General features: G+C 44.6%; 15 protein-coding genes, 1 CRISPR repeat array and 1 riboswitch. Of the genes, 6 read left to right on the forward strand and 9 right to left on the reverse strand.

What is annotated here, in order from left to right:
- The first annotated feature begins 346 nt into the window (after positions 1-346).
- Together argB and pyrE are read left to right on the forward strand one after the other, a co-directional pair.
- The gene (gene argB, locus TH606_RS02925) at positions 347-1,282 is read left to right on the forward strand and encodes an acetylglutamate kinase (RefSeq protein WP_068541207.1); all 936 of its coding nucleotides are present in this window, start codon (positions 347-349) and stop codon (positions 1,280-1,282) included.
- Positions 1,283-1,292: 10 nt separating this feature from the next.
- Positions 1,293-1,853 carry an orotate phosphoribosyltransferase gene (pyrE, locus tag TH606_RS02930; RefSeq protein WP_068541208.1) on the forward strand — a complete coding sequence of 187 codons (561 nt, stop codon included), beginning with the start codon at positions 1,293-1,295 and terminating at the stop codon, positions 1,851-1,853.
- Here pyrE and purE read toward each other — a convergent pair.
- The 6 genes from purE to TH606_RS02960 all read right to left on the reverse strand — a co-directional run bounded on the left by purE (position 1,850) and on the right by TH606_RS02960 (position 7,290).
- On the reverse strand, positions 1,850-2,377 hold the full coding sequence (gene purE / locus TH606_RS02935) for a 5-(carboxyamino)imidazole ribonucleotide mutase (protein ID WP_068541209.1): 528 nt from the start codon (positions 2,375-2,377) through the stop codon (positions 1,850-1,852). The two genes, pyrE and purE, sit on opposite strands and share 4 nt — an antisense overlap.
- On the reverse strand, positions 2,374-3,522 hold the full coding sequence (locus TH606_RS02940; protein WP_157627848.1) for a 5-(carboxyamino)imidazole ribonucleotide synthase: 1,149 nt from the start codon (positions 3,520-3,522) through the stop codon (positions 2,374-2,376). Before TH606_RS02940 ends, purE begins: the two co-directional genes overlap by 4 nt.
- A gap of 352 nt (positions 3,523-3,874) precedes the next feature.
- A complete protein-coding gene (nrdR, locus tag TH606_RS02945) occupies positions 3,875-4,336 on the reverse strand; it encodes a transcriptional regulator NrdR (protein ID WP_068541221.1) in 462 nt (153 codons plus the stop codon).
- 88 nt (positions 4,337-4,424) lie between these two features.
- Complete coding sequence (locus tag TH606_RS02950) at positions 4,425-5,600, reverse strand: LbtU family siderophore porin (protein WP_068541210.1); 1,176 nt, start codon at positions 5,598-5,600, stop codon at positions 4,425-4,427.
- A gap of 59 nt (positions 5,601-5,659) precedes the next feature.
- The gene (gene cobI, locus TH606_RS02955; protein WP_068541211.1) at positions 5,660-6,364 is read right to left on the reverse strand and encodes a precorrin-2 C(20)-methyltransferase; all 705 of its coding nucleotides are present in this window, start codon (positions 6,362-6,364) and stop codon (positions 5,660-5,662) included.
- Positions 6,365-6,366: 2 nt separating this feature from the next.
- Complete coding sequence (locus tag TH606_RS02960) at positions 6,367-7,290, reverse strand: sirohydrochlorin cobaltochelatase (protein WP_082863484.1); 924 nt, start codon at positions 7,288-7,290, stop codon at positions 6,367-6,369.
- 90 nt (positions 7,291-7,380) lie between these two features.
- Positions 7,381-7,605: riboswitch (cobalamin riboswitch) on the reverse strand.
- A gap of 358 nt (positions 7,606-7,963) precedes the next feature.
- Here TH606_RS02960 and TH606_RS02965 point away from each other — a divergent pair.
- Entirely contained in the window at positions 7,964-8,206 is a 243-nt protein-coding gene (locus TH606_RS02965) for an FmdB family zinc ribbon protein (RefSeq protein WP_068541212.1), read from the forward strand.
- 9 nt (positions 8,207-8,215) lie between these two features.
- Complete coding sequence (locus TH606_RS02970; protein WP_068541213.1) at positions 8,216-8,791, forward strand: YkgJ family cysteine cluster protein; 576 nt, start codon at positions 8,216-8,218, stop codon at positions 8,789-8,791.
- Here TH606_RS02970 and TH606_RS02975 read toward each other — a convergent pair.
- From TH606_RS02975 to TH606_RS02985, 3 genes are read right to left on the reverse strand one after another with little or no spacing between them, the layout of a single operon-like run.
- Positions 8,753-9,403 carry a tetratricopeptide repeat protein gene (locus TH606_RS02975; protein WP_068541214.1) on the reverse strand — a complete coding sequence of 217 codons (651 nt, stop codon included), beginning with the start codon at positions 9,401-9,403 and terminating at the stop codon, positions 8,753-8,755. The two genes, TH606_RS02970 and TH606_RS02975, sit on opposite strands and share 39 nt — an antisense overlap.
- 2 nt (positions 9,404-9,405) lie before the next feature.
- Positions 9,406-10,485, reverse strand: coding sequence for a DVU0298 family protein (locus tag TH606_RS02980; RefSeq protein WP_068541215.1), 1,080 nt, complete (start codon positions 10,483-10,485; stop codon positions 9,406-9,408).
- Complete coding sequence (locus TH606_RS02985; protein WP_068541216.1) at positions 10,472-11,092, reverse strand: tetratricopeptide repeat protein; 621 nt, start codon at positions 11,090-11,092, stop codon at positions 10,472-10,474. Before TH606_RS02985 ends, TH606_RS02980 begins: the two co-directional genes overlap by 14 nt.
- 78 nt (positions 11,093-11,170) lie before the next feature.
- On the opposite strand from TH606_RS02985, the gene mltG reads away from it, so the two are divergent.
- The gene (gene mltG / locus TH606_RS02990) at positions 11,171-12,286 is read left to right on the forward strand and encodes an endolytic transglycosylase MltG (RefSeq protein ID WP_068541217.1); all 1,116 of its coding nucleotides are present in this window, start codon (positions 11,171-11,173) and stop codon (positions 12,284-12,286) included.
- Positions 12,287-12,295: 9 nt separating this feature from the next.
- Entirely contained in the window at positions 12,296-14,380 is a 2,085-nt protein-coding gene (gene ligA / locus TH606_RS02995; protein ID WP_197460497.1) for an NAD-dependent DNA ligase LigA, read from the forward strand.
- Between the two features lie 269 nt (positions 14,381-14,649).
- A CRISPR array of direct repeats spans positions 14,650-16,640; the repeat unit is 30 nt; unit sequence GTTTCCATTCCTTTTAGTTAGGCTTCAAAC.
- Positions 16,641-16,700: the final 60 nt, after the last annotated feature.

The following is a 16,700-nucleotide window of genomic DNA, read 5'->3' on the forward strand; positions in this document are numbered from 1 at the left end:
AATCGGATTCTCAAGTGGACGGAGGGTGGTCTTTTAATGATTAAGATTTTTGGCGTACTCCCTGAGATTTTTCCTGATGAGGAGAACAGGCGTTAGTTTTTGTGCCAGATACTTTCCTTTAAAGAAGGCCTCTCACACCTAATTTTTGGCAATATCTCGTAATGCTTGTGTATAAAGAGGTAGCGCCTTTTTGTGTATCTATCAGCTGTCTCTATCAGCTGTCAAACTCGGGCTTTAGTAAAGCTTGAAAATTTGCCTGTCCCTAATTTGACTAATTTGATGATTTGGCTGCTTTGGCCAGATCTGGTAGGATAACGGAGCTAGATTCCAGGCAGGAAGGAGCTAGATGAAAGTGGAAGTTACCAACGAAATAAGAGCGAAAGTTCTCATTGAGGCCCTCCCTTATCTCAAGCGTTTTTACGGCAAGACTATAGTGATTAAATACGGCGGGCACGCCATGGTAAGCGAAGAACTAAAAGAAGCCTTTGCCCAGGACGTAGTCCTTATGAAATATGTGGGCTTACGCCCGGTCATCGTCCACGGAGGGGGCCCGCAGATAAGCGAAGTTATGGCCAAGATGGGCATAAAGCCCGTTTTTGTAGAAGGCCAGAGAGTAACAGACGAAGCCACCATGAGTGTGGTGGAAATGGTGCTGGTGGGTACAGTCAATAAAAGTATCGTGGGGCTCCTTAATCGTCATGGAGGCCGAGCAGTTGGGCTTTCTGGAAGAGACGGTGAAATGGTTGTAGCTGAAAAGATGAAAATTTATCGCTACTCCGGGGAGGATCGTCCGCCAGAAATCATAGATATTGGCCGGGTAGGAAAGGTCAAAAAAATAAATCCTGAAGTAATAGAAACCCTCATGGAAAAGGGGTTTCTTCCCGTAATTGCTCCGGTAGGGGTAGGGCCTGACGGCGAGGCCTACAATATCAACGCTGACCTGGTGGCTGGAGCCATTGCCGGGGCCCTTAAGGCCGAAAAAGTAATTTATCTCACAGACGTTGAAGGGGTAAAAGACGAAAAAGGCCAACTTATTTCCACTGTTTCCATCTCCCAGGTAGGAGAGCTTATTGAAAAAGGCGTGGCCAAAAGTGGCATGATTCCCAAACTAAAAAGTGCCAGAAAGGCCCTGAGAGCAGGTGCCCAAAAGGCCCATATCATTGACGGGCGGGTGCCACACGCCATTCTCCTTGAAATTTTTACGGACCAGGGCGTAGGCACAGAAATTGTTCCTGATTTTGGGGCACCTGGTATCCAAGGCACAGAAACTCAAATGATATGAGGAGTATCTTATGACCGACGCAAGACAAAGGCTCTTTGAACTCCTTTTTGAGAGGTCTTTCCTCTATCGCCCAGAGGGTTTTCGTCTGGCTTCAGGGAAAATCAGCCCCTATTATCTAGATTGTAAAAAGACCACCTTGTGCGCTAAGGCCCTTCCCTTAATTGGCAAGCTCATGTGGGAGGAAGTTAAAAAATTCTTACCAGATGCCGTGGGAGGCTTAACTCTAGGGGCAGATCCTCTGGTTACCGCTGTTTGCTTTCAGGCAGGGCTTGAAGGAACGCCTCTTGAAGGTTTTATTGTCCGCAAAGAAGCTAAAGGCCACGGCACCCAAAATTACATTGAAGGCGCTGTCAAAGAAGGTATGAAGACGGTTATCCTGGAAGATGTTGTTACCACTGGCGGTTCAAGCTTAAAAGCAGTTACCAAGGCAAAAGACGCAGGTCTTGAAGTGCTGGCAGTAGTAGCCCTGGTTGACCGTGAAGAAGGCGGCTTTGAAGCTATTAAAGCCCAGGGACTTCAATTAATAAGCCTGTATAAAATTAAAGAATTTCTTGACAGATTGGCTGGCTAGCTTTTCATAAAGCTTTTTAAATAGCTATCAGGTCCTACTTCTTCAAGGTTTTTCGCTTTTTCTTCTACCATTTGGCGCAAGCTGGCTTTGTATTCTTTTATTTTTTGGCGTATCTCTGGATATTTAACTCCAAGTATTTCGGCGGCTAAAAGCCCTGCGTTTTTGGCGTTATTTATGGCCACTGTAGCTACCGGCACGCCGGCAGGCATTTGCACAATGGAAAGTAAAGAGTCAAGGCCATTTAGCGAGGAAGTTTTAACTGGTACACCGATTACCGGTAAAGCAGTGATAGAAGCCACCATGCCGGGTAAATGGGCAGCTCCTCCTGCACCAGCAATAATTACTTCAAGTCCGCGGGCCTCAGCTTCTCTGGCGTAATTAAACATCCTTTCAGGGGTGCGATGGGCAGAAACTATAGTAATTTCATAAGGAATTTCAAAAGTTTCCAGCATCTCGGCTGCCTGATTCATCACTGGAAGGTCTGAATCGCTTCCCATTATTATGCCTACGAGCGCCTTTTTCATGCTTTCCCCTCCGCTTTAATTTTTAAAAACTTTTTGACTTTTTCTACGGTTTCAATGGCCTTTTCAAGGTCGTCGTCAACGATAGTTACGTGCCCCATTTTTCGGAATGGTTTAGTGATTTTTTTGCCGTAAAAATGAAAGGAAAGGCCAGAGATTGATAGTGCTTCTTCTAGTCCTTCAATAAGGGGTGGGCCTTCAAAGCCCTCTTCTCCTAGGAGATTTATCATCACCGCTGGAGATAAAAGTTTGGTAGAGCCAAGAGGTAAGCCCGCAATTGCCCGAACGTGTTGTTCAAACTGGCAGGTAGCACAGGCTTCTATGGTGTAATGGCCAGAGTTGTGGGGCCGTGGAGCAAGTTCGTTTACCAGGACGCGTTTGTCTTTAGTCAAAAACATTTCCACTGCCAACACGCCGACTATCTCTAGTTTTTCGGCGATATTTATGGCTATTTTCTGGGCTTCCTCAGCAAGGTTTTTATCAATACGAGCAGGAGCAATTACCAGGTCACAGATGTTGGCCCTTTCGTCAAAGACCATTTCCACCACGGGGTACACTTTACGTTCACCATTAATTCCTCGGGCTACTATTACCGCCAGTTCTTTTTCAAATTCTACAAACTCTTCAATATACGTTTCACCCGGCAGGGCTTTTTCCACATCTTCCTGGCTTTTGAGAACCACCACCCCTCTTCCGTCATAGCCGCCTTTGCAGGCCTTTTGCACCACCGGAAAACCAAAGGAAGAAAGTTCTTCTGTGGTTTTTACTTTCCTGAATTTAGGAAGCGGGGCACCGAGGCGAGCAAGCATTTCTTTTTGTTTAAACTTGTCTTGAATGGTTTCAAGGAGATCAGGGGAAGGATAAATACGGTGGCCTTCTTTTAATAGCCTTTTTAAGGCCTTAGTGTTCACGTGTTCAAGGTCATAAGTGGTGACATCACTTTGTTCAACCAGTTCTCTTATTTTTTCAGCATCGTGAAAATCACCGATGATCTGTTTATCAGAAACCTGGGCGGCCGGGGCTTCTGGAGTTGGGTCTAAAACCGTAACATAAAATCCCATTTTTTTGGCCTTCTGGGCCATCATCTTACCAAGCTGGCCCCCACCGAGAATACCCAGCCGAGCCAGTGGATACCGGTATATCTTCATTTTGCCCCCAAACTTTGAAGATACCGATATTTTAGTAACGTGGAAGTAAAAACACAACTAAAAGATATTGAAGCTTTACAGTTGTTAATGGGAACATTTTTACCTTACAGAGCGTCATCGCGAGGCGACGTAGTCGCCGTGGCGAAGTGACCCAACGGGTCATTACTAGGAGCACGAAGTGCGGCGAAGCGACCCTACCAGGGTCGTTACGAGGAGGTGCGTGAGCACCGACGAAGTAATCCCCTGAGATTGCTCCGCTCGCAATGACAGAAAAAGGGCTGCAATAATACTGCGAGGAGGCCCGCAAGGCTGATGTAAAATCTCAATCAGGGCCTGAGGGAAAGTTCCAACATCAAGATTTTTTATTCTTTAAAAGTTGCTGGATTTGTTCAATAAATTCATTAACGTCCTGGAACTGGCGATAAACCGAAGCGAAGCGCACATAGGCTACTTCGTCCCACTCATGTAACTTATCCATTACCTTTTCGCCAATAAAGGTGGAGGGTACTTCTTTTTCTCCAGACTCCAATAGTTCTCTTTCAAGTGCGTTAACAAAGGCCTCAATTTCTTCCATGCTAATAGGCCTTTTTTGGCAGGCTTTTTTAATACCTTCAATAACTTTTTCTCTAATAAAGGGTTCTCTGCGGCCATCGCGTTTAATTATCATGGGAAGCTGCATTTCAACCCGTTCATAAGTGGTGAACCGATAGCCACAGGCCAGGCATTCCCTGCGCCGCCTGATGGTGGCTCCATCTTTGCTCATGCGACTATCAACTACTTTTGTTTCCATGTGTTCACAGGAAGGGCATTTCATGACAGCAGATTTTAATACAAAGAAGCATTTAAAGCAAAAAAGCGGGGCGAATGCCCCGCTTAAGGAGGAGGTAGATCTTAGTTCTGCCTTAAAGGCCAAAGCTTATCTCAACCTGCCCTAAGAAAACATCTCGGGTATCATCGTCAACAAGCTTACGGTCAAAGTCGTCGTGAAAATATCCTACACTTGCCCCTACGTTTTCAAAAAGCTCAACATTAAAGGCTATACCATACCGACTCTCAGCAAACTCAAGCTTCTGGGCATCGTTGTTGCTCCCGGCATACTTTAACACTACTTCCACCGGCCTTATGAACCTATCACAATTGACCCCTGCCTCCACGTTCCATACCGCAGGCTCTCCTTTGTAATCACCTGTCTCCAGGTCATCAAGTGCCGTCATGTATTCACCAAGCATGAAAAACCTTCCAAAAGTTATCTCCCCATAAAGGGCCAGACCACCTTCTTTGTCTTTAATCACTTCTCCTACAGCATCAGAAAGGCCGTCAGTGTCAGCCAGGTTGGAAAGATAAGAAAGGCCAAACAGGGCGGTAAGCCCCCTTGCTTCGTCTTCATAGGTGTAGTTGAGGTCAAAACCAAAATCTTCTACGTGGTTGTCACTATCGTCTTCTTCTTCCACGTCACCGTTAAATACGTAAAAAGATGCACTAAGACCTGCCTTTTCGTAACCAAGGAGCAGGGCCTTTTCCCTTATTTCTCCAAAAGAAAGAGTGATGGGGATATCTACCAGTGGATCATCAGGGAAATGGGTAAGAAGTGCACCAAAAGGCACGTAAAACTCACCGGCCTTGGCGTAAACAGGATATTTTTCGGGGTTTCCAAGCTGGATAAAGGCTTCGTCAATGAAGACGTTGTCATCATCAGCAAAGGGAGGGTTTTCGTAGAGGATAAGAGCCGAACCTGAAACCCAGTCGTTAACACTTCCAGAGACGGCAAGCTCTACCGTAGGCATGCCAAAGTCGCTTCCCTTTTCGTTTGAGTCAGCTACCACCCCAGCACGCATGGAGCCTTCAATGCTGAACTTAGGAAGAGCGGTTTCTTCAGACTCAGGGGCAACGGCAGGAGCAGAAGCCTCGTAGGCCTTAAGCTTTTCCTCAAGTTCTTTGACTTTGGCCGAAAGGGCCTGATTTTGTTTCACAAGTTCCTGCACCATGGCCTTTAACTCTGACAAGTCATCTGCGGCCCAGGACTTAGAGCTAAAAACTAAAAACATCGACACAAAAAACGTAAATAAAGTCTTTTTCATAACACCCTCCTTATAAAAAATTTAATTTTATGCTATTCAATAGAAAAAAAATACTACAATCAAAATTTTTTTCCGCCAATAATAAAAAGACTGAAATAAGGGAGATTTTTGTCTTTTAGAGCTGAAGCATCCTGATAAATCTCTTCGTTCTCCATAGAACAAAAGGAAACTCCCTTAACTTTCGTGAGAAGTCCTTTTTCTTTAATGGCTTCATAAATGTCTGCTGAGGCCCGGTAAACTTTATAAAGAACAATGGTACTCACTTGTCTCCCGAACTCTCGCACCACCTGCCCCCCACGGGCTCCAGAGGCAAAAAGGACGGTTTCGTCTCCTTCTGCCAGGCTAAGGTTAAGCCTTGCTGCTGCCGCTTGAGCAGCGGTAATCCCGGGTACCAGCTCTATTTCTATTTCGGGTAAAATCTTTCGCACTTCACGGGCAAGATAGATAAAAGTAGAATAAAAACACGGGTCTCCCATGGTGAGAAAGGCCACCTCTCCTCGGCCAAGTGCTTTGGCAATTATTTTGGCATTTTCTTGCCAGGCGCTGGTAAGAGCTTCTTTATCGTAAGTCATGGGGAAATTAAGTGGCTTCAGTTCTTTCTCTTCAGGTAAATGGGGTTTTACCACTATTGCTGCCAGAGAGTAGGCATTTTTACTGGAAGCAGCCACAAAAATGTTTTCTACCTGGCGAAGTATTTTTATGGCTTTTAAGGTGAGTAGGTCCGGGTCCCCCGGACCTACTCCTATACCGTAAAGCTTTGGCATAACTAGAACTTTTCTATGATTTCAAGATATCTCTTTAAACTTTTAATGAAAATTTCATTGATTTCGGGATACATACCAAGGCCTTTATAATAAGTTTTGCCATTTATAACGGTAGATACACATTCAGCCTTTTTACCGGCTTTTTCTACTTCAGCTCGCCAGGACTCTTCTTCACCGAAGATATCGTTCATTACATGGTCGCCGGCTACATACATAATTGGAATGAACTTAACCTTTTTCCCTCGGTAAGAAATGGCCTTTTTTAGAACACCTTCGGCGTCAGGGATCCCTTCTACCGTGGCCACCATTACGTTGGGAAAATGACGATTGAGTAGCCAATCAAGGCCTAAATAAGTAATGTTACCCGTATCGCAAGTAACGTCTGTTCCATGGGCCGCCAGAATATTGATGCCTTCTTTTGGTTTTAAAAACTCTTTTGAGAGGATATCAAGTACTTCATGAATGGTTTCCCAGCGGGTAAAAAGAGGTTCCCCCACAACAATACGAAGCCCTGGAAAATTCTTACAAATATTAAGGACCTCTTTGTATTCAATTCCGGGAAAGATATGAAGTGGCTGGACAACCACTTTACGATAACCTTCAGCTTCAAGTTTGGCCAGGACTTCCTGAAGGCTGTGAAGACGTTTGTGAATGCGCTTTTGGGCGTAAATTTTGTTCATTTTGGCCCTTATAATATCAGAAGTAAAAGCCCAACGAATTTCATATCCAGGAAGCTCTTTTCTTAACTGTTGGTCAAAGAGATCAAAAGTAACCTGGGCTTTAGTGGAGGTGCCAAAAGCAGCGATAACAATGGCCGGCTTTTCTTTTAGGGGAGGATGTTTCATTTTGAAAATTTGGGCTGAACTAGAGATCCCCCAACAAAGGACTAATAAAAAAAGCATTGAAACTAAGATTTTGTGTAACATAGAACCCTCCTTTTAAATTATTTTTGGAGGGCTACGAGGCGGGCCGTCGGGAAGACTTCTCCCGAACGGGGCAGGAAGCCTCGAAGCCCCGTCCTAATTTTGCTCTAGGCCGGTATCCCGGCTTCCGGATCATCCTACTCGCCGCGCCTTCCCAGGACTTTTGGCCTTATGGCCTTAAACCCCAGTGGCCTGTCACCCTTGTGGGCCTAGCGGCTTTCGTCCCCGGTTACGGTTGCGGGCCAGCGCCGGACTTTCACCGGACTTCCCGTTTAACCCCACACCCAGTTTCAAGGGGCCTGGTTAAGCTTGGCCGGTTAGCTTTTACTTTCGTTAGCCTTACAAGCTTTCCTTTTTGCCCGAAACTGGGTGCAAGGCACCTAGAGCGAAAAGTATGATAAGGCAACATATCTTTATTTTCAAGAAAAATTTTCCCACTTTGAAGATTACTCCTGTGTTTTTCAAGACATTAATTGTTCATCTCTCTAAGAGACACAACGTGAACATGAAAATGGTTAACCCCTCCTAATAAGAAGGGGGAAAGTTCCCTCCGATAGGGAGGGGTTATTTTCACAGAAAAGATTTTCAGAGGAATGAATAAGTTTACCGTCTCTGAATTGTTGACTTTTTATCTTATCGTTCTAACCTAATTACGTATTTTGGATAGGAGGAGTTTATGCCGATATATGAATTCATCTGTGAAGATTGCGGCAAGGAATTTGAAGTACTTTTAAAAAGCCGAGATGAGATTGAATCTGTACGTTGTGAGAATTGTAATAGCCCTAGAATAAAACGCCTTATGAGTGTAACTGGTGCGGTGATTACTGGAAGCTCAAGTTCTTCTAAACCCACGGTTAGCACTCAGAAATGTGAATCTGGCACCTGTGCCCATTTGAATTTACCTGGTTATTCCCGTTAAATTTGGCTTATGCAAGCCATTTGGCAGGGACTAGAAGAAATTTTTAATGACATAGAAGTCGCTTTTCTGGAAACTAAAAAGCGCTATCCTAAAGAAGTGCGCTGTAAACCCGGCTGTGTAGATTGCTGTTATGCCCTTTTTGATTTATCCCTGGCTGAGGCAGCTTTACTTTACCGGGATTTTTCGCGTAAGCCACGCGGAGTCAGGCGTGAAATCATGCGCCGAGTGGAAAAATACGAAAAAGAATGGCTCCGCAAAAAGCCAACAGTTTTAAATCCCTTTGTCATCTCAGCTATAAAAATCCGCTGCCCCTTACTGAACGATAAAAAACGTTGCGAACTTTACGAAGCCAGGCCTGCCACCTGCCGCCTTTATGGAATTCCTGTTCTCATTGCTGGTGAGACCTTTGTCTGTGGCTATTCTGGTTTTGAGCCAGGAAAGAGCTACCCCACAGTGTATTTTGATAAAGTCCTTGAGCGCCTGGCAGCCCTTTCTGATAAAATTGCCCCTGATGGTAGCAAAGTGCGAGTGCCGCTCCCTGCAGCCTTAAGAGGACGTTTCCCCGGAGTCCAATTCCTTGCGTAGTGATTTTATAGCTTCTTCTACTAGTTTCGTTTGTTCCAAAGAACCAAGGCCTTTATATATTTTTAAAGCTATTTCGTAAGCCTCAAGGGCTGCCTGAAGGTTACCTTGATGTTTTTGTACATCACCAATACCTACCATAGCACGGGCGGCTCGGTGGGCATCGCCAAACTTTTCGGCTATTTCTAAGGTGCGGTAAAAATAAGGAAGAGTCTTTTCAGGCTGATTAAGCTTTTGATAAGTGTAGATAATCTTTTCTGCCACCAGGGAAGCACTTATTTCATCGTTAAATTCTTCACAAATATCCATGGCCATTTTATAAGGTTTTAAAGCTTCTTCGTACCTTTCTCGCCAGAATTTAATGTCTCCTATCTTTTCAGCAGTGTTGGCTGCTTCTCGCCAGAGTTTATTTTCCAAAAAGATTTTGAGGGCCTCTTCAAAGCGTTCTAAAGCATCAAGGCTTCTCCCCTGCCCCCACATTATCTGGGCTTCTTCATACCATTTCCGAGCTTTAGTCACATCGTCTATTTCTTCAGATTGCTTTTCGGCCTCAGAGGGCTTAAACTTACCAAATTTCTTCTCAATAATTTCTAGAACTTTTTCTTTTTCATTCATATCTAAATCCTTTCAAGGGTCTTTATGGCCTCCCTCGCCAGGGTGGCTACAGTTACGTTTTTAAAGATTTTTTCTTCTGGGTCAAATATTTCTATCGTACTCTGGTCTCCTAAGAGTTCTTCAAGCTTTGGCAGGGCGTCTATTAAGCCGGCATGCTGGCACACAAGCGTTGCCAGTGCCTTTACTAAAGGGTCTTTGTCTTCTAAAAGCTCTAAAATCATCCAATAGCGCTCATTTTTTATCAAAGTCGGTTTCCCTTGAGCAATACGATAAAGGGCCCAAAGGGCACCTGGCCTGAACTCTGGATACTTCAGGAAAGCAAGAAGATTTTTGACAAAAAGGCCAAATCGGTCAGGTTCACGCCTGATTATTTCACCCACGGTTTCTAACGCCCCCCAGGCTGAAGCCGCCGAGTCTGCACTGGAATAAATGAGCCTTTTTATCAAGTCAGCGGTTATATCAGGGCGGGTTTTGAGCACAGCCTGAGCCGCTTCACCTAAGGTTAACACCGCTTTCCAGCGCAGGAGAGGGTCCGCACTATAAAGAACTTTGCGCAGGATGCTAAGGTTTACCGGCATAAAACGGCAGTGAAACACTATTTCTTTTTCTTTATTTTCTCGTAAGAGATTTTCTATTTCTTGTCGGCGTAGCCTTTTTGGTTTAAAGCCAGGAGGTGGTATTTCTTTTAAACGCCTTTCTGCTTTGAGCTTTGCTATCTTTTCCGCCGAAAGCTCTCTTAGCTCGTCAGAAAGGCGTAAAAAAATGAGGACTCCCCTTACATTTACACGTTCAGAGGGGTCACCAAAGACCTGGTGGCTTTTTTGGTCGTAATGTTCAACTACGTATTCCTGGTAGTCTTCTTCAGGGTCAAGCTCCCAGGCCAGGTCCCAATTGCCGCCACAGGCAAGAAGCAAAGCCTCTACAAAAGCTGCTCCCCGGTTATGACCGGTGACATCACTTACATAAATTGCTCCACAATCACAAAAGCCAGCGTCAAAATCAGAAAACTGAAACCCGAGATTTTGAGGGGGAGCAACAGGTCTCCCACAAAAAGGGCAAAGGGCCGGTTTAGCCTTTAGCATTTTCCGCTTCCGTAATCATTTGTTCTAGAGATTCAAGCACTGGATAACCCAATTTTTTGGCTTTTTCCAGGGCTTCACGAGCTTCTTTAATCTTTCCGAGATGATAATAGGCCACGGCTAGGTTATTATAAGCCATGGAAAATTTAGCGTCAGAAGAAATGGCTTTTTCACAACACTCAGCTGCCTCTTTGTATTTTTCCTGTTCAATATAAACCGTAGAAAGATTTACAAGAGCAGGTGGCCAGTCAGGCCTGGCTTCAAGGGCCTTAAGGTAGCAATTTTCGGCTTCTTCAAGGTTTCCCAGGTGAAAGTTTACCAGCCCCAGATTAACCAGAGCCTCAGCTGATTTTGGATAGGCCTTAAGAGCCACTTCAAAATGTTTTTTAGCCTCTTCAAGTTTGCCGAGCTGGGCCAAAAGGGTGCCCAAATTAACCCGAACTTCAAAGTTAGGTGGGTCTAGCTCAAGAAGATAGTTAAAGGTTTTGAGGGCCTCTTCGGTTTTACCGGCTTGCCAGTAAGCTATGGCCAGACGATGATGGGCAAAAATTGACTTGGGGTTTTCTTTGGCCTCTTTTTCAAGAATAGCTAATTTCTTTTCGTCTATCATTCCTGCCTCCTTGTGTTGCTAAAATCTAGCATTAAGAGTTTTATATGCAACTAAAAGTTAAAGGGCTAAAATAGCGCTATGTCAAAAACTTTGTCATTTTTATTTTTTCTCTTGTTAATTTTTTATGCTGGGGCCTGGTATTACGACCTTTCCTTGCCTGCGGCCGAAGGCCAAAAGGCTTCTACCAAAATAATTTTCATAGAGCCTGGCACACCCTTAAAGGAAGTTGCCACTCTACTTGAACGTGAAGGGCTAATAAAAAACAAATGGATTTTCATATTTGAGGCCTATTTACGAGGGCTTACCGAAAAAATTAAGGCAGGTGAATACGAGCTTGACCCGCGAAACCCTCCCCGGAAAATACTTGAAACGTTAGTTAAAGGTCGTGTGGTAACCCATTATGTTACCATTCCCGAGGGTTATAACATTTACGAGATTGCTCGCCTGCTTGATAAAGCCGGCCTTTGCCCGCGAGAAGAGTTCCTCAAGGTGGTTAAAGATAAAGAACTCTTGAAAGAACTTCACGTGCCAGGCGAAACCGCCGAAGGCTTTCTTTTTCCTGACACTTATGCCTTTTGGCGAGGTATAAGCTGCCGTCTTATAGTGGCCACTATGATAAAACACTTCTGGGAAGTCTGGAATCAGGAATTTGCCAGCCGGGCAGAAGAGCTTGGGCTTTCAGTAAAAGAGGTTGTAACTCTAGCCTCCATTGTGGAGAAAGAGGCAGTTGTCCCTCATGAAAGGCCCATCATAGCCAGTGTTTTCTGGAATCGCTTGAAACGAGGTATGCGCCTTCAGGCTGACCCTACGGTGCGATACGCGGTAAAGCGTTTTTATAGTCGGCTCCGTTACCGCGATTTGCGCTATCGGCATCCTTATAACACCTATATATATCCAGGTCTTCCACCAGGCCCTATTTGTAACCCAGGCCGTGATTCCATAAAGGCTGTGCTCTATCCCGCTAAGACGGACTATCTCTATTTTGTTTCTAAGGGTGATGGCACCCACCATTTTTCGCGTACCCTAAGAGAACACGAACGAGCCGTTGATATCTATCAACGAGGAATAAGGCCAAAAGACTTGAAATCAACCAAAAAGCCTCAAAAATCCCTTGAGCCTGAAGAAAAAGTGCTTAAATCAAATAATGGAACTTCTGGTAATGGAACAAAAGAGGATACTTCGTCTCAAAAATAGGAGGAAGCCATGGCCGAAGAACAAAAAAAGGCTAAACAGGAAAAAAAGCGAGAAATCCCTCCTGAGGTTATAGAAAGGGTTAAAAAGCTGCGCGAAGAGATAGAGTATCACAACTACCGCTACTATGTCCTTGATTCTCCAGTTATTTCTGATGCCGAATATGACGCCTTAATGCGAGAGCTAAAAGAACTTGAGGCGAAGTATCCTGAGCTTGTAACTCCGGATTCTCCCACCCAGAGGGTTGGTTATCCTCCGGCTAAAGAGTTTAAACAGGTGCCCCATGCTGAGCCCATGCTCTCCCTTGATGACGCTATGACCGAAGAAGAAGTCTATGAATTTGATAAGCGCATTAAAAGGCTCCTTAACCTGCCAGAAGAGACCCAGATTGAATACACCGTTGAGCCCAAGCTTGACGGCCTGGCGGTAGAGCTTGTTTACGAAGAAGGGGTTTTTACCGTGGGTTCTACCCGGGGTGATGGCTATGTGGGCGAAGATGTAACAAATAACTTGAAGACCATAAAGTCTATTCCCTTACTCCTGAGGCCTCTTACTGACGACGCTCCCCCTGTGCCCAAACGTCTTGATGCACGCGGAGAGGTCTTCATGGAAAAAGAAAAGTTTAAACAGCTAAACGAAGAGCGTATCAGAAAAGGGGAGCCGCCTTTTGCAAACCCCAGAAACGCTGCAGCGGGGTCTTTGCGCCAGCTAGATCCTAATATCACCGCCCAAAGGCCTCTTGACATATATTTTTACGGGGTGGGGAAAGTAGAAGGCTATAAATTTAAGACCCAGTGGGAGGTGCTAACCACCCTTCCCAAATGGGGGCTTAAAACCAATCCTTTGTGCCGTTTGGTAAAGGGAATTAAAGAGGCTATTGTCTATCATCACGAGCTTGAAAAAAAGCGCGAAGAACTGCCTTACGAGATAGACGGCATAGTTATAAAAGTGAACGACCTTTCCCTCTGGGAAAAGCTTGGCACCAAAGCCAGAAGCCCGCGCTACGCCCTGGCTTACAAGTTTGAACCCACTCAGGTAACCACCCAGGTGCTTGACATTGTTGTGCAGGTGGGGCGTACCGGGGCGGTTACCCCGGTGGCTATTCTTAAACCAGTAAAAGTGGGCGGTGTTATTGTTTCAAGGGCCACTCTTCACAACGAAGACGAAATCAAGCGTAAAGATATTCGCGTTGGGGACTGGGTGCTAGTGCAGAGGGCAGGGGATGTTATCCCAGAAGTGGTTATGCCCATAAAAGAGCGCCGCACTGGCAAGGAAAAACCCTTTGAAATGCCCAAAACCTGCCCGGTGTGTGGAAGTAAGCTGGTGCGCAAGCCTGGTGAAGCCGTCTGGCGTTGCCCTAACAAAAATTGTTATGCCCAGTTAGTAAGGCATCTCCAACACTTTGCCAGCCGGAATGCCATGGACATAGAAGGCCTGGGAGAACAGGTGGCTAAGGCTCTGGTAGATATGGGCCTGGTAAGAGACGTGGGTGATCTCTATTACCTTACCGTAGAGGACTTTCTTCAGCTTCCAGGTTTTGCCCTGAAAAAGGCTCAAAATCTTTATAACGCTATCCAGAAGAGTAAAAAGACTACGCTTCCCCGTTTTCTTTATGCCCTTGGCATTCGGCATGTGGGTGAGGTGGCGGCCCAAACTCTGGCCGAGCATTTCAAAAGCCTTGATAAGCTAATGAATGCCTCCATGGCAGATCTTATGGCCATTCCGGGAGTAGGGCCGGAGATGGCAAGAAGCATCGTGGAGTATTTCCGCAACCCGCATAATCGCAAAGTTATAGAAAAGCTTCTTAAGGCCGGTATTGAGTTTGAAGACTTAAAAGAAGAAAAACCTGAAGAAAAGCCGTTAAAAGGCCTGACTTTTGTCTTTACCGGGGCTTTGAAAAGCATGACCCGCGATGAGGCCAAAAAGAAGGTCCAGGCCCTGGGAGGGCGGGTGGCCTCTGATGTTTCCCGAAATGTTGATTACGTGGTGGTGGGAGAAAAGCCCGGTTCTAAATTTACCCGTGCCCAACGCCTAGGGTTAAAAATTATAAATGAAGATGAATTCCTAAAAATGATCGGAGAAAAGCCCGAGGAGTAGAAATATTTACCCTTTCTTAATAGGTAGGAGATTTTTAAATTGGCTGATTTTTAGACTGCTTCGCCTGTCCCGAGCGAGGGATTTCCTCGCAGTGACAGCACGGGCACGGCATAGGTCCTTGTTAACGAGTGAAGTGGAGTAACTTCTTATGAGACTGCTTCGCTTCGCTCGCAATGACAACCAAAAATTGTCATCTGTTTTACGATCTCATTAATAGTTAGGCTTCAAAACCCTACTGTTGATACTTTAACAGTTACCACTTTTCCGAGATTTCCATTCCTTTTAGTTAGGCTTCAAACGTGTTTAACAGCTTTGTGGACCTAACTGATCTCGAAAGGTGTTTCCATTCCTTTTAGTTAGGCTTCAAACTCGGAAATTACGCACTTAAAACACCACATCTATATGAAGTTTCCATTCCTTTTAGTTAGGCTTCAAACTCTGCAAGTTTTTTATGTCTGTCATATCAACAATTGGGTTTCCATTCCTTTTAGTTAGGCTTCAAACTGGTAAAAATAGGGCAATCCTTACCTGGTGGCGGCCGGTTTCCATTCCTTTTAGTTAGGCTTCAAACAGAACTTGAGAAAAAAGAAGAAATTCAGGAAGATCAGTTTCCATTCCTTTTAGTTAGGCTTCAAACTCTTATCCAGGCAGCTTCAATAACTTCTCTAATTTTGTTTCCATTCCTTTTAGTTAGGCTTCAAACCCTTCCTAATGATGGAATGCAATGTCCCAGTTTATCACGTTTCCATTCCTTTTAGTTAGGCTTCAAACCTGGAGTCTGCGCAAACGGCTTCATTTCCTGTACACCGTTTCCATTCCTTTTAGTTAGGCTTCAAACGGGGAAGCGGAACTTATATTCAAGCACTACTCCCCCGGTTTCCATTCCTTTTAGTTAGGCTTCAAACACGAAAGGTCTAATGGTCCCTATCGTGGTTACGGAGGAGTTTCCATTCCTTTTAGTTAGGCTTCAAACCTTAGCAAGCTCTCAGAGCCTGGACGCAAAACGACTAGTTTCCATTCCTTTTAGTTAGGCTTCAAACGTGGGCTTAAACTTCCAGATTTCCTTTCACAAATAACTGTTTCCATTCCTTTTAGTTAGGCTTCAAACTTTTCGGGATCCTCTTATTAATGCTTGTTTAAAAGAGCTGTTTCCATTCCTTTTAGTTAGGCTTCAAACAAGCCGTTACTGACGCATTAACAAACGGAGACAAGGTAGTTTCCATTCCTTTTAGTTAGGCTTCAAACACGTCCCAAACACTCTTGCTCCCGTGCCACCGTCAGTCGTTTCCATTCCTTTTAGTTAGGCTTCAAACCACATTGAGCTGTCTGAATACAGGCTGCCTGGCACTGTTTCCATTCCTTTTAGTTAGGCTTCAAACGTGCAGCACTGCAAGATGTATAAATATCACACTGATAATAGTTTCCATTCCTTTTAGTTAGGCTTCAAACCTGCGGAGCACGGGAGAACGAAATGCTTGACGAGCCACGTTTCCATTCCTTTTAGTTAGGCTTCAAACTAAGGTTTCCAGAAAGTGAATCCACACAACTTTTTCCAGTTTCCATTCCTTTTAGTTAGGCTTCAAACTAGAAGCCGCCAAGCAAGCAGCCCGACGCCAGGGCTACTGTTTCCATTCCTTTTAGTTAGGCTTCAAACTAAAAATCATTCTTTCTGCAAGCCGACCGATCTTCCGTTTCCATTCCTTTTAGTTAGGCTTCAAACCCGTCCAGCCTGCATCGTCCGCTAGCTTTAATATTTGTTTCCATTCCTTTTAGTTAGGCTTCAAACTTCAATACCTCTCGGTCGACTATACGTTTAAGCTCTGTTTCCATTCCTTTTAGTTAGGCTTCAAACTTGTGCAGTAGCCCTTCTAAATATATCAGTTATCTTGTCAGTTTCCATTCCTTTTAGTTAGGCTTCAAACGGATTGAATAAGAAAATGAACCTTCTATAATGTCATCATGTTTCCATTCCTTTTAGTTAGGCTTCAAACTATCTTTAGCTTTTATATAAAAAGTCCAGCTCCTGGGTTTCCATTCCTTTTAGTTAGGCTTCAAACGATACTACACAAGCCTGGGGAACAGCTGGAGATTCTATTGTTTCCATTCCTTTTAGTTAGGCTTCAAACGCATCATAAGTGTTCTTGATTTATACTCAAATAAAAGTTTCCATTCCTTTTAGTTAGGCTTCAAACAAGAAAAAATATATAAAATGGAATCAGAGGTTTTGAAAGTTTCCATTCCTTTTAGTTAGGCTTCAAACCGAACCAGACCGCTCGAGGCGTCACCGTCTCCGTCGGTTTCCATTCCTTTTAGTTAGGCT

This window comes from Thermodesulfatator autotrophicus (assembly GCF_001642325.1).
Classification (GTDB): Bacteria; Desulfobacterota; Thermodesulfobacteria; order Thermodesulfobacteriales; family Thermodesulfatatoraceae; genus Thermodesulfatator; species Thermodesulfatator autotrophicus.

What these genes read in the sequence shown, in the direction of transcription:
- ligA (WP_197460497.1), top strand. Translation starts at nt 12,296, where the DNA reads ATGGCCGAAGAACAAAAAAAGGCTAAACAGGAAAAAAAGCGAGAAATC.
- TH606_RS02985 (WP_068541216.1), bottom strand. Translation starts at nt 11,092, where the DNA reads ATGATAGACGAAAAGAAATTAGCTATTCTTGAAAAAGAGGCCAAAGAA.
- purE (WP_068541209.1), bottom strand. Translation starts at nt 2,377, where the DNA reads ATGAAAAAGGCGCTCGTAGGCATAATAATGGGAAGCGATTCAGACCTT.
- nrdR (WP_068541221.1), bottom strand. Translation starts at nt 4,336, where the DNA reads ATGAAATGCCCTTCCTGTGAACACATGGAAACAAAAGTAGTTGATAGT.
- cobI (WP_068541211.1), bottom strand. Translation starts at nt 6,364, where the DNA reads ATGCCAAAGCTTTACGGTATAGGAGTAGGTCCGGGGGACCCGGACCTA.
- pyrE (WP_068541208.1), top strand. Translation starts at nt 1,293, where the DNA reads ATGACCGACGCAAGACAAAGGCTCTTTGAACTCCTTTTTGAGAGGTCT.
- mltG (WP_068541217.1), top strand. Translation starts at nt 11,171, where the DNA reads ATGTCAAAAACTTTGTCATTTTTATTTTTTCTCTTGTTAATTTTTTAT.
- TH606_RS02960 (WP_082863484.1), bottom strand. Translation starts at nt 7,290, where the DNA reads ATGTTACACAAAATCTTAGTTTCAATGCTTTTTTTATTAGTCCTTTGT.
- TH606_RS02970 (WP_068541213.1), top strand. Translation starts at nt 8,216, where the DNA reads ATGCAAGCCATTTGGCAGGGACTAGAAGAAATTTTTAATGACATAGAA.
- TH606_RS02950 (WP_068541210.1), bottom strand. Translation starts at nt 5,600, where the DNA reads ATGAAAAAGACTTTATTTACGTTTTTTGTGTCGATGTTTTTAGTTTTT.
- TH606_RS02975 (WP_068541214.1), bottom strand. Translation starts at nt 9,403, where the DNA reads ATGAATGAAAAAGAAAAAGTTCTAGAAATTATTGAGAAGAAATTTGGT.
- TH606_RS02940 (WP_157627848.1), bottom strand. Translation starts at nt 3,522, where the DNA reads ATGAAGATATACCGGTATCCACTGGCTCGGCTGGGTATTCTCGGTGGG.
- argB (WP_068541207.1), top strand. Translation starts at nt 347, where the DNA reads ATGAAAGTGGAAGTTACCAACGAAATAAGAGCGAAAGTTCTCATTGAG.
- TH606_RS02965 (WP_068541212.1), top strand. Translation starts at nt 7,964, where the DNA reads ATGCCGATATATGAATTCATCTGTGAAGATTGCGGCAAGGAATTTGAA.
- TH606_RS02980 (WP_068541215.1), bottom strand. Translation starts at nt 10,485, where the DNA reads ATGCTAAAGGCTAAACCGGCCCTTTGCCCTTTTTGTGGGAGACCTGTT.